The 11,897-nt window shown below is 63.2% G+C and carries 7 protein-coding genes; 6 read left to right on the forward strand and 1 reads right to left on the reverse strand.

Annotated features, from left to right (window positions below; translation table 11 throughout):
- From ACJH7A_RS20055 to ACJH7A_RS20070, 4 genes are read left to right on the forward strand one after another with little or no spacing between them, the layout of a single operon-like run.
- Positions 1-3,186 carry a hypothetical protein gene (locus tag ACJH7A_RS20055; RefSeq protein WP_406774603.1) on the forward strand — a complete coding sequence of 1,062 codons (3,186 nt, stop codon included), beginning with the start codon at positions 1-3 and terminating at the stop codon, positions 3,184-3,186.
- On the forward strand, positions 3,183-5,516 hold the full coding sequence (gene pglZ / locus ACJH7A_RS20060) for a BREX-1 system phosphatase PglZ type B (protein WP_406774604.1): 2,334 nt from the start codon (positions 3,183-3,185) through the stop codon (positions 5,514-5,516). The genes ACJH7A_RS20055 and pglZ overlap by 4 nt, the downstream gene beginning before the upstream one ends.
- Positions 5,513-7,570 carry a protease Lon-related BREX system protein BrxL gene (gene brxL, locus ACJH7A_RS20065; protein WP_079676085.1) on the forward strand — a complete coding sequence of 686 codons (2,058 nt, stop codon included), beginning with the start codon at positions 5,513-5,515 and terminating at the stop codon, positions 7,568-7,570. Before pglZ ends, brxL begins: the two co-directional genes overlap by 4 nt.
- Positions 7,571-7,619: 49 nt before the next feature.
- Complete coding sequence (locus ACJH7A_RS20070; protein WP_074304484.1) at positions 7,620-10,229, forward strand: TrlF family AAA-like ATPase; 2,610 nt, start codon at positions 7,620-7,622, stop codon at positions 10,227-10,229.
- Positions 10,230-10,395: 166 nt separating this feature from the next.
- On the opposite strand, the gene ACJH7A_RS20075 is transcribed toward ACJH7A_RS20070, so the two are convergent.
- A complete protein-coding gene (locus ACJH7A_RS20075) occupies positions 10,396-10,542 on the reverse strand; it encodes a hypothetical protein (protein ID WP_212811430.1) in 147 nt (48 codons plus the stop codon).
- A gap of 109 nt (positions 10,543-10,651) precedes the next feature.
- Between ACJH7A_RS20075 and ACJH7A_RS20080 the strand changes: the two genes are divergently transcribed.
- Both ACJH7A_RS20080 and ACJH7A_RS20085 read left to right on the forward strand, forming a co-directional pair.
- Positions 10,652-11,053, forward strand: a complete 402-nt coding sequence (locus tag ACJH7A_RS20080) for a TA system antitoxin ParD family protein (protein WP_064859148.1) — start codon at positions 10,652-10,654, stop codon at positions 11,051-11,053.
- Positions 11,050-11,625 (forward strand): zeta toxin family protein, encoded by a 576-nt coding sequence (locus ACJH7A_RS20085; RefSeq protein WP_064859149.1) that lies wholly within the window; start codon positions 11,050-11,052, stop codon positions 11,623-11,625. The genes ACJH7A_RS20080 and ACJH7A_RS20085 overlap by 4 nt, the downstream gene beginning before the upstream one ends.
- Positions 11,626-11,897 lie beyond the last annotated feature (272 nt).

Raw genomic sequence — 11,897 nt, forward strand, 5'->3', positions numbered from 1 at the left:
ATGACCACCGAAACGATCACTGTCCTCAACTCTGAACAACGGCGCTTCCTTGACACCCAGACGCAACGTGCCCGCGAGGCGGCACAACGCGCAGCCGAAGACGCATTGCGCGCACTCGCGGTCAGCGAGCCGAGCCGGCCCGCATACCTAAGCGAACAGCAGAACAAGCTTCGCCTTGCACTTCGCGACAAGGCTCGCCAACTCGGCGATGACACCTCGCGCGCGGGTGTGCCCTTGACGAACCTCGTTCACGACGTCGCCTATGAGCAGTGGCACCGGTTGCTGTTCGCACGCTTCCTGGAAGTAAACGGACTCCTGCGGCATCCCGAGTACCGAGCCATCCCATTGTCTTTGGAGGATTGCGGCGATCTCGCATCTGACCTCGGCGAGCCCGACGCGTGGGCTGTTGCCGCTCGCTTCGCATCCGAAATCCTGCCCGGTGTGTTCCGCCTCACCGATCCTGCAGTCCAGGTGGGGTTCGCGGCCGAACACCGGAACACACTGGAGCGACTGTTGCTGGAGATTCCGGCGGAGGTGTTCACGACGGAGGATGCTCTCGGCTGGGTCTACCAGTTCTGGCAGACGGCCGAGAAGAAAAGAGTCAACGACTCCGGCGTCAAGATCGGCGGTGCCGACATCTCGCCCGTGACGCAGTTGTTCACCGAGAACTACATGGTGCGCTTCCTGCTGGAGAACTCTCTCGGCGCTTGGTGGGCAGCCCGTCACCCCGAGTCACCGCTCGTTGATTCGTGGGAGTACCTCCGACTCGATGAGGACGGTGCACCTGCCGCCGGCTCGTTCAGTGAGTGGCCCGAATGTGCAGCTGACGTGACGGTGATGGACCCCTGCTGCGGTTCTGGCCACTTCCTCGTTGCCATGTTCGGAATGCTCTGGCGCATGCGCGCCGAGGAGGAGGGTCTCACGTCGGCCGATGCGCAGGATGCGGTCCTTCGCGACAACCTCCACGGCCTCGAACTCGATCCACGATGCACCCAGATCGCAACCTTCAACGTCGCGCTTGAAGCGTGGAAGCAGGGTGGGTTCCGTGAACTTCCCGCTCCGCAGATCGCTTGCTCTGGCGTGCCGGTCCACGGGGTGCGCCAAGATTGGGAAGGCTTGGCTGCAGACGACGGGGAACTCCGCAAAGCCATGCGCGGGCTACACACGCTTTTCCGAAACGCAGACAGCTTGGGTTCGCTCATCGACCCACGGCCCACAGCCAATCGCGACGGCCTCTTCGGTCGTGACTTGAGTGTCGGTGTATCTGCCGACCGAGTGCGTGAACTCCTCTCGACGGCGCTCCGCAACGAGAGTCAAGACGCAACTGTCCTTGGGCATGCGGCCGACGACGTGATGCACGCTGCCGGTCTCCTTGGTCGCAATTACACGCTCGTCGCCACCAATCCGCCATACCTGAGCACGCAGCGTATGGATGAATCGACCGCCGAGTTCATATCAGACCGGTTTCCGCGCTCGGGAACGGAGCTCGCGACGGCGATGCTGGAGCGTTTCCTACCGGACTCGACCGGAACGATCGCTGCTGTCATGCCGATGAACTGGCTTTTCCTGAAGTCGTTCGGTCCGCTGCGCGTGCATCTCTTGCATCGCTCGGGCTGGAATGCGGTTGCGCCGCTCGGCGCTGGCGCGTTCCAAACGATCACTGGCCAAGTCGTCCAATCGGCGTTGGTGTTGATCTCCGCTGCGCGTCCGAAGGAGATGATGTTCGTCGACGCGCGGCAGTCCTCCTCGACCAAGGCGAAATCAGAAGTGTTGCGGGCCGGCGACATCGATCTGGTGACATTTGACGACCTACGCAAGAACCCCGGGTCAATACTTGACGCAAGCACTCTGGGCAAGAGCCTCTTGTCGAGTTACGCCACGAGCTGGCAGGGGCTCGTCACGATGGATACCTCGCGGTATGTCCTTCACTTCTGGGAGGTCACCGGCGACCCCTCAGTGTGGGAGAAGTACGTTACCGCGCCTTCAGAAACTGGACCTACTACCGGACGGCAGTACTTGCTTCGCTGGGATTCCGGTGATGGTGCGCTTCAGTCATCCCGAGCGCACAACTACAACCCATCATCAGTACTTGGCAAGCGAGGGGTGCTCGTCGGCCAGTCAAGCCTGCGCGTAACGCTGTACGACGGCGAGATGTTCAATGACGCCTCAGCCCCAGTCATACCGTCGAATCCGGACGACTTGCGCGCAGTCTGGTGCTATTTGCAATCACCGGAGTACGCGGACGCGGTACGCCGGGTGAACTCCAAGGTTGTCGTCAATCCGGGCTACTTGATCAAAGTTCCATTTGATCGCGACCACTGGCGCCGCATCGCTGAAGAGGCCGGTACGACTCTCGTGCGCAACGTAAGTGATCCGACCCAGTGGACGTTCTCCGGCGATACCGTCGATTCGAACTATCCTCTCCAGGTTGCGCTCGCTGGACTACTTGGATACCGCTGGCCCGGGCAGGATTCAACTGCCTTCGATGAATTGGTGGACGCTGACGGCATCGCGGCGCTGGTCTCGCTACCCGGCGAATCCGACCTTGTCACGCGGTTGCGGGAGGTACTTTCGGTCGTTCACGGCGGTGGCTGGTCTAGCGCCCACGAACGACAGTTGGTCGTCCAGGCGGGCGGCAAGAATGGCAAGCTCGACGACTGGCTCCGCGCTACCTTTTTCGCTCAGCATGTGAAGGTCTTCGACAACCGACCATTCCTCTGGCACATCTGGGATGGCCGCGAGGATGGGTTCTCGGCGATCGTCAACTACCACAAGCTCGACCGGCGGACGCTGGAGAAGCTGACCTTCACGTCGCTCGGCGCATGGATCGACCGGCAGAAGCATGAGACTCGGGCGGAACGGGCTGGCGCTGACGCTCGACTCGCAGCAGCCGAGGAACTCCAGCACAGGCTCAAGCTCATCCTCGAAGGTGCGCCGCCCTACGACGTGTACGTGCGGTGGAAGCCCATGGCCGAGCAACCGATCGGCTGGGAGCCAGACCTTGACGACGGTGTCCGCCTCAACATCCGACCTTTCGTGACCGCCGGGGTACTCCGGTCGAAGGTCAATGTGCATTGGAAGAAAGATCGCGGAACGAATCCCGACGGATCCGAGCGCCACAACGATCTGCACCCGACACTCGATGAGCGCCGCGCAGCCCGGAGAGCCGCGGAGGCGACTGAATGACGCTCGTCCGTGCCGTGGTTGCCGAAGCGCTCCGTGATGCGGCGGCCTTCAACGCGGGGGCGATCTCTGCCCCCGCGGCTGTGCTGTGGGCCGACCCCGAGCGCGCGTGGGAGCCTGTGATCCGCGGTCTCCAGGAGGTAGCGCCTATTCTCGTTCTCGGCGAATACGATCCCGCACGTGCTCAAGGACCCGCACTCTGGCTTCGAGCCGTTCTCGCATCGCCTGAGTCAGCCAACCTTCCGACTCACCTAGCGGAGCACGGTGAGCGCAACCCGTGGGTGATCTATCTACCCGGTGTCAGCCGCAGTTCTGTAGTCGAAGCATCTGCCCTCGATGACACGCTTGCGCCGCTTGCGGAGATCTCAATCCGCTCCAACTGGTGGCCGTCTGCGCTCGGTCAGGCGCCGTGGACACCGCACTCGTTCCTCGCATCAAGACAGGGTGCAGGGCTAGACCTCGCTGGCGACGCCGCGACGAGAACTGCATTTGCGCAAGTGCTGGACAAGTTTCTTTTCGAGGACATCGATGACCTCAAGCGCATGGGGCGCCTCGACTCGTCGCGCCTCCACCACCTCGTGCTCGATGACGCGGTACGCACCCTGCTCGAATGGATGAATGACCCGGACGTGGTTCGGGCCTCGCTCGAAGGCGCGCGATGGCAGGCACTCAACGCTTCCTGCAAATCCGTCTACGGGTTCAGCCCCGAGAAGGACGGTCCGCTCACCGCAGCCAGCAAGCTTGGAAGCAGGACCGGCGAGTGGAGTGCCGTCTGGCAGCGGTTCGCCGAGAACCCCGCCCGCTATCCGAACATCCCCGAACTACTCGATCAAGCGCGCCCCTCGGTCGTGCCGCTCTTCGGAGACACGGACCCCCATGCCGATTCGTGGCCGTCATGGAATCGCGACCAGGAGGAGGCGTTGCGGATCGCATTAGGTGGGCTGGCGGCTGACCCGGACCCGAAGCGCCGGATCGTCGAACTCGTTGCCGCACACTCGGCGAGGGAGGACAACGTCTGGGCCGCCCTCGGGCAGGCGCCGTTGGCGCGGGCTGTCGGGCACCTCGCCGAACTAGCGGGTCGTGTGCTGACCGCATCAACAGCGACAGATCTCAAGTCTCAGGTCGCCTGGTATGGCGATGAAGGCCACGCGATCGACGACCTCGCTTTGCGGGCGATTGCGTCGGCCAAGACGGCGCAGGACCGGGCCGCAGTCTCGATTGCGCTCAGTGCGCTCTACGACCCTTGGATCGATGAGTCCGCGCGGGCCTTCCAGATCGCGGCGATGACCAGCTATCCCGGGCAGATCGGCCTCGGTATCAGCGTGGGGACTGCCGTCGTCTACGTCGACGCGCTGCGCTTCGACCTGGCCTCCCGAGTGACTCGGCGGTTGTCACCGCTCGTCGTCTCTGTCGAGACGCGGTTTGCCGCGTTCCCCAGCGTGACACCGACTGGGCAGCCAGCGGTCGCCCCTATCGCGATCGCCACGGGCGGCGGCACCGCCTTCGATGCGGCTGACGACCAAGGTCGATCCCTCAAGGGCGCGGTCCTGCGTTCGGCACTGGTGAGCGCAGGTGTTCAGTTCCTCGAGTGGGACGCCGCCGAGGTCGGAGATCCGACCGGAAAAGCATGGACGCAGACGAATTCGATTGACTCGCTTGGTCATTCCCACGGACATGCGCTTGCAGACCTCGTCGACCAGCAGTTGGACCTCGTCGCCGAGCGCGTTCGCGGGTTGCTCGACGCGGGGTGGCAAACGGTCGTCATTGTCACTGACCACGGGTTCCTCTTGCCTGGCAAGCCAGCACAGAAGGTCGCTCTCCCCCTACAAGTCACGGAAGGTGATGCGGCGCGCAAACCGCGTGTGGCCCGGTTGAAGGCGGCGGCGGCGCGTCCGGATTTCCCGACGCTGCCCTGGACATGGGATTCGTCCGTCGACATGGTGAGTGCACCGGGAACTGCGGCGTTCGAGGCGGGTTGCCTCTACGAGCACGGTGGCTTGAGCCTGCAGGAGTGTGTGATTCCCGTCGTCACGGTGACGCGCGGCGACACGGCCGTTGCGCCCGTCCAAGTTGATGCCATCCGGTGGACTGGCCACCGCTGCCGCGTCGACTACGTCCCCGCCGAGGCCGATATCGTCGCCGAAATCCGACTCCGCCCAGCCGATGCGTCGAGCACCGTCGGTGGTCCGAAATCGGCCACAGAACCGGGCGAGATCAAAATTCTCGTCGATGAAGAACAGGCTCCCGGTGGGGCGGCCGCGTGGGTCGTGCTTCTTGACCAGAGCGGTGGGGTTCTAGCCCAAGCACAAACTACGGTGGGAGGCGCGGAATGACTGTGGCGATCACGCTCGATGAGATCGACGAGACAGCGGCCTCGGTGTTCGAGGGCTACGTCGTTCGCAAGGATCTAGCGCAACAGTTCAAGGGGGCGTATCCCGTCCCGACGTACGTGGGCGAGTTCCTCATTGGGCGATACTGTGCCACGACCGATCCTGAGGAAATCGAAGAGGGCCTCCAGGTTGTACGCCGTCTGCTCGCCGACCGCACCGTGCGGGCCGGCGAGGAGGAACTGTTCAAGTCACGCGCTCGCGAGCGCATGACTGTCAAGCTCATCGATCTAGTCAAGGCCCGACTCGACGCGAAGTCGAATGCTTACCTCGCCGAGCTGCCGAGCCTCGCGCTGCGCGATGTCAGGATCGACGACGCCGTCGTCAGGGACAACGAACGCATGCTCACTGGCGGCTTCTACGCCGAAGTCGACCTCTCCTACGACGCCGCGATCGCTGAGGAGAACAACGGAAAGCCCTTCGCCATCGGGTCGCTGCGCCCCATCCAGCTCTCAACTCGCGACTCGCTATCACGACTGGCTGAAGGACGGTCGCGGTTCACGACCGAGCGGTGGAAGCACCTTCTGCTCCGGTCGGTGGGCTTCGAGCCTGCGCAGTTGAGCGAACGCGAGCAGAACGTGCTTTTGCTACGAATGGTCCCGTTTGTGCAGCGAAACTTCAACATGGTCGAACTGGGGCCGCGAGGTACGGGTAAGTCGCACCTATTCCAGCAGGTGTCGCCGTACGCGCACCTGATCTCGGGCGGTAAAGCGACCGTCGCCCGGATGTTCGTGAACAACGCAACTGGGCAGCGCGGCCTCGTCGCGCAGTACGACGTGGTCTGCTTTGACGAAGTATCCGGCGTCTCCTTCGATCAGAAGGACGGCGTCAATATCATGAAGGGCTACATGGAGTCCGGCGAGTTCTCCCGTGGTCGTGAGTCCATCCGTGCTGACGGCTCGATCGTGTTGGTCGGCAACTTCGACGTCGATGTTGCTCATCAGCAGCGCATCGGCCACTTGCTCTCACCCCTGCCGCCGGAGATGCGCGACGACACCGCGTTCATGGACCGCATCCACGCTTACCTGCCCGGATGGGATGTCCCGAAGCTCAACCCGACGTACTTCACCCATCACTTCGGGCTTGTGAGCGACTTTCTCTCCGAGTGCTGGTCGCGCCTGCGCGACCAGTCACGGCTCTCGGCCATTCAGGGCCGCGTGAACTACTCGGACGCGCTGTCAGGTCGTGACCTCTCGGCCGTCAACAAGACCGTCGACGGGTTGCTCAAACTGCTCTACCCCGATGCCGAGGCCGCCATATGCGACGAGGACCTCGAATGGGCCGTTCGCATTGCCTTGGAATGCCGCCGTCGAGTCAAGGAGCAGCAGCGGCGTATCGGTGCCGCCGAGTTCCGGAACACACAGTTCGGCTACCGCCTTGGTGAGGGAGTCGAGCAGTTCGTCTCGACGCCCGAGCTGGCGAGCCCAGACTCGATTGGTCTCGATCCGCTACCGCCCGGCCAAGTGTGGGCGATTTCCGAGAGCGACGGCGACGTCGGCCCAGGGCTTTACCGGATCGAGGCGGCGGACACGCCCGGCTCGGGCGCGCGTGGTCTGCTCAACCAAGCCGCGCCCGCGACTCTCCGCGAGAGCTTCAAGGTCGCCGAGCAGAACCTCATCGCCCAGGCGAGACAACTCGTGGGTGACCGCGACCCACGCGAGCACAATCTCACTGCTCAGATCCGAGCCCTCGACGCTGCCAAGACCGGTGCCGGCCTCGGGCTCCCGATTCTGCTGGCTCTCACCTCCGCAATGCTCCAGCGGTCGGTCCGCGGCGGGCTGATCGCCGTCGGAAACCTGTCGCTGGGCGGCGGCGTCGAGACCGTTCACAATGCCGCGCAACTTGCCGAGCACGCGATGGAGAAGGGGGCCACAGCCCTCTTGCTCCCGGTGTCTGCCCGCCGCCAACTCCTCGACGTCAGTGACGAGGTCGCGACGAGGGTTTCATTCATCTTCTACAGCGACGCGCAAGATGCCCTCGTGAAGGCGCTCGACGAATGAGCCAGCAGGTGGTCTGGGCATTCCTGCGTCCGACTGAGCGGGCGATCTGATGCCCGGAGCTCATTGGGTTCGCGCCGCTCTGCAGGTCAACCCCTACGCGTACCAGGGGCGAAACTCGCCCTCAACCAGGTTCGCCTCGGAGGCTGACTACAACAAGGCGCTTCTCGATAAATGTGACGAGCTTGGCATCGAACTCATCGCGATTACCGATCACTGGGCGGTCGACACGGCCCGTGGACTCATTCAAGACGCGACGGCTCGCGGAGTCGTTGCCTTGCCTGGGTTCGAGGCAAATACGGCTGAAGGCTTCCATCTGCTCGTCATCTTCGAGTCCGGAACCGCTGCTGCCGATGTGAACGCGGCCATCGGTGCGTGCGGTGTCACCCCAGGGTGCAACAACGGCACCGTCGGGCAGCCTTTCGAGGACATCTTGGAGAAGATGTCGGATCGCGGTGCGCTGGTCATTCCTGCGCACGCCAACGTGGCGAACAGCGGAATGCTTACGGGCCGGCAGGGCAATCCACTCGCAAAGCTGATCAACCATCCACAGCTCCATGCCTTGGGGATCACACCCAGCGTGGCTGCTGCGCAGGAGCAGGAAGCCATCATCGAACGCCGCAAGCCGTTCGACCGCCGGCACCCACTCGCAGTCATTCACGCCGACGACATCTCCCACCCAGATGCTCTGGAGACAGAGGGTGGCTCCACCTGGTTCAAAGTGAGCACCCTGACCGTCGAGAGCCTCAAGATCGCGGTCCGTACCCCCGAAACCCGGATCGCTCTCGCTGACCCCAAAGGAGAGACTCGCCCTCTCTTGAAGGAAATATCGTGGGTCGGCGGCTTCCTGGACGGCGTCACGATCCCGCTCTCGCCGGATCTGACCGCGTTGATCGGTGGGCGAGGAACGGGGAAGTCCACCGCCATCGAGAGCCTTCGCTACGTTCTCGGGCTGACGCCGATTGGCGCCTCAGCCAAGGCAGACCACGACGCGATCGTCAGCGGTGTGCTTCGGGCAGGGACCGTCGTGAAACTCGCTGTGGAGGCGACCTCGCCGATGATCCAGGCATTCACGATCGAGCGGTCTGTCCACAACACTCCGGTCGTCAAGGACTCCAGTGGTACGGTCACCAGCCTTCAACCGGCTGACGTGATCGGCGACGTCGAGATCTTCGGACAACATGAGCTGGCGGAATTGACAAGCGACAGCGCGAAAGTCGCCAGTATGCTCCACCGTTTTCAAGGCAACGGAGACCTGACTGCCGAGCACAACGCGACGCTGGCAACGTTGAAGGAAAGCCGCGAGAAGCTCGCGCGCGCGGAGAAGGACAAGGCCGAACTCGAGGAAGAACTCGCCGACATCCCGCGCTTGGAAGAGCAAGTGCGCCAGTTTCAGGAGACCGACGTGCCTACTCGGTTGAGTGAGGTCACGCGGATGAACCAAGACGAGGCGGTGTTCTCCGAAGGACACTCGCGCGTTGCCGACGCAAAGTCGACCCTCACGGGGCTGACGGACACACAGCTGATGGCGAAGCTCGGCGCGTCCTACGACGGGCTTGAAGAATCGCCACAAGCGGAAACTCTCCGACTCGTTCGATCTGCGACGAACACGTTGGCGGAGATACTAAAGGCCCTCGCGACTCAGGCCGAAGCAGCCATCGCAGCTGCCGACGTTGCGATCGCCTCGGCCGAAATCGCTTGGACGAATGCTGTCCGCGAGCAGCGCGACGATCACGCAGAGGTGCTGCGGAAGCTCGTTCAAGACGGGCTTGAGCCCGACAAGTACCTGACGACGACGAAGGCGCTTGAAGACCTCAAGGCCAAGGAGCCTCGGCGGGCCAGCATCGACGCCAACATCAAGGAACTGGTCGCTTCCCGCAAGACACTTCTCCAGGAACTCGCTGAGCACGAGAACAAGCGGGTGGAAGCCCTGCACGATGCGATCCGAACTGCGAACGCAGCAACAGGTGGCGTCGTCATCGTGAAGCCAATCGCGGCCCAGGACCGTCGCCACATCAAGTCGCTGATCGAAGACGCGGTCAGCGGGCAACGGACGCAGATCATGGCAGCCGTTGACGCTGAAGGCTTTTCGACCCGTGCGTTCGTTGAGGCTGCCCGCAAGGGTGAGGCTGAACTCACAGCCAAGTTCTCGATCCGTGGTGCGCAGGCCCGCGGAGTGGTCGATGCCGGGGAAGCTCTCTTCCGCCAGATCGAGGAGCTGTCGGTCGGGAATGCGGTGGAAGTGCAGCTCGACATCGGGGCGGGAACGGGCACACGGGAATTCAAGAAGATGGACGACCTATCCAAGGGGCAGCGGGCCACCGCCCTCCTGCTGCTCCTGCTCGGAGCATCACGTGCACCACTCGTCATTGATCAACCCGAGGACGATCTCGATAACAGGTTCGTGTACGACGGGATCGTCAAGAACCTCCGCGAACTTAAGGGCAAGCGCCAGATCATCGCGAGCACACACAACGCGAATGTTCCGGTCCTCGGCGATGCGGAACTCATCGTCGCTTTGGAGGGCAGCGGTCAGAACGGCAAGCCAGTGGAAGGCGGCATTGGATCGCTCGACGACGCCACCATCCGTGCGCTCGCGGAATCGATCCTCGAGGGTGGACCGGCGGCATTCAACGCCAGGCAGCACCTGTACGGGTTCTGACAGGCAGCCCAAAAGGCAGACCCGATGAACAAAGTCTCAAATCATCTGTCCCTGTTCACGATCCGTGAGTATTTGATCTTCGAGGTGGCGAGTCTCAAGATGTTGTCAATAGTCTCAGATTCGTTGTCACCCAACACGGCCCTACGTATGTGTTCGGTTCACGCTGCTAGTCGTTTTCGTCGTCGTGACGGTGTGCGGCCTCGATCGCTTCGGGCGGGGCTGGCTGCTGTAACCAGGTTCGAATCCGCAACAACCCGCCGGCGATAGTCCCGACGGCAAGCACTGCAACGACGATCCAGAACGCAGCGGACATGGAGCAATTGTCCGCCTCTGGCCCTTCTGCCGGCGGTGCCCTGGAAAAATGACGCCGTATAGTAGCAATCTGCTACGGTGGTAGCAACATGCTACACGGGAGGTAGGTCATGTCCGACGTCGCCGATCGGGTCACCCGGGTGTCCGCTGACCTGTTCGAGGCCGCGGCCGCCGAGGGTGCCCGGCAGAGTCGCTCCGCCAAGCAGCAACTCGACCATTGGGCGCGGGTGGGCCGTGCTGTATCGACCCAGCACACCGCTTCACGACGCAGGGTGGAGGCTGCCCTCGCCGGTCAGATCGACATCGCCGTTCTTAACACCGAAGAAGGCGTGGTGTTCAATGCCGAGGTTTCCGCGGCGATCGAGGAGAGTCTGGCCCGCACCGATTACGGTGCCGTGCTCGCCTCGCGTGGGATCACCACGGTGGCATTGGATGAGGACGGCCAGATCGTCGAGCATCGCCCGGACGGCACCGAGTCCGTGGTTGGTGCGGTGCACTCGCTGCGTCGGTGAAACGCCTGGACCTCGTCGTCGGCTCGAACGGTGCCGGAAAATCGACGTTCGTCGAACTCACGCTGGCTCCGCTGCTACCGAGCAGCGTGCTCGTCAACGCGGATGAGATCGCCAAACAGCGCTGGCCTACCGACGCTTTGGGCCACGCCTACGAGGCCGCGCGGATCGCCGCGGCGACGCGGGAAGCGTTGATCGAGCAGGGGCGTTCATTCATCGCCGAGACTGTGTTCTCGCACCCCTCCAAGCTGGAGCTGATCGATGCGGCCCGTCATGCGGGGTATGTCGTGGTGTTGCACATTGTGCTGATTCCGGAGAACTTGGCCGTTCACCGCGTCCGCTACCGGGTCGCCGCCGGTGGCCACGATGTGCCCGAGGAGAAGATCCGGGAACGGTATCGCCGGCTGTGGACATTGGTGGCTGCAGCGATCGTTCGCGTCGACAGCACAGCGGTTTACGACAATTCCGCGGCCAGTGGACCGCAGATCGTGGCGCAGATGAGTGGCGGACTGAGCGTCGACACGCCCCGATGGCCGTCGTGGACGCCGGAACAGCTGCGTAGTCGCTGGCCGTAGCTCGGCGCAGCTCGGGCCGTCGCCACCACGTTTGTTGTCGGGCGGGCACGGGTAGCCACTACAGGAGAAAGCCGCAGAGCCCTGACCGCTCCAGAAGCGGCATGAATATCTTGGTTCGGCTCTTTGCGGCAACGAATGTGCAGCCACCACAGGAGAACTCATGTTGTCGAACATCTCGATCACGTCGACGCTCGTCGCCGCTGGCGCGGCAGCCGCGGTAGTACTCGCGCCGGCCGCTTACGCAGACGGCGGCTCCGCCCCGTGTGCGGATG

The organism is Mycobacterium sp. SMC-17, assembly GCF_045310915.1.
In the GTDB taxonomy this organism is placed as follows: Bacteria; Actinomycetota; Actinomycetes; order Mycobacteriales; family Mycobacteriaceae; genus Mycobacterium.

Coding starts and splice junctions, on each gene's coding strand:
- pglZ (WP_406774604.1), top strand. CDS start 3,183: ATGACGCTCGTCCGTGCCGTGGTTGCCGAAGCGCTCCGTGATGCGGCG.
- ACJH7A_RS20055 (WP_406774603.1), top strand. CDS start 1: ATGACCACCGAAACGATCACTGTCCTCAACTCTGAACAACGGCGCTTC.
- brxL (WP_079676085.1), top strand. CDS start 5,513: ATGACTGTGGCGATCACGCTCGATGAGATCGACGAGACAGCGGCCTCG.
- ACJH7A_RS20080 (WP_064859148.1), top strand. CDS start 10,652: ATGTCCGACGTCGCCGATCGGGTCACCCGGGTGTCCGCTGACCTGTTC.
- ACJH7A_RS20075 (WP_212811430.1), bottom strand. CDS start 10,542: ATGTCCGCTGCGTTCTGGATCGTCGTTGCAGTGCTTGCCGTCGGGACT.
- ACJH7A_RS20070 (WP_074304484.1), top strand. CDS start 7,620: ATGCCCGGAGCTCATTGGGTTCGCGCCGCTCTGCAGGTCAACCCCTAC.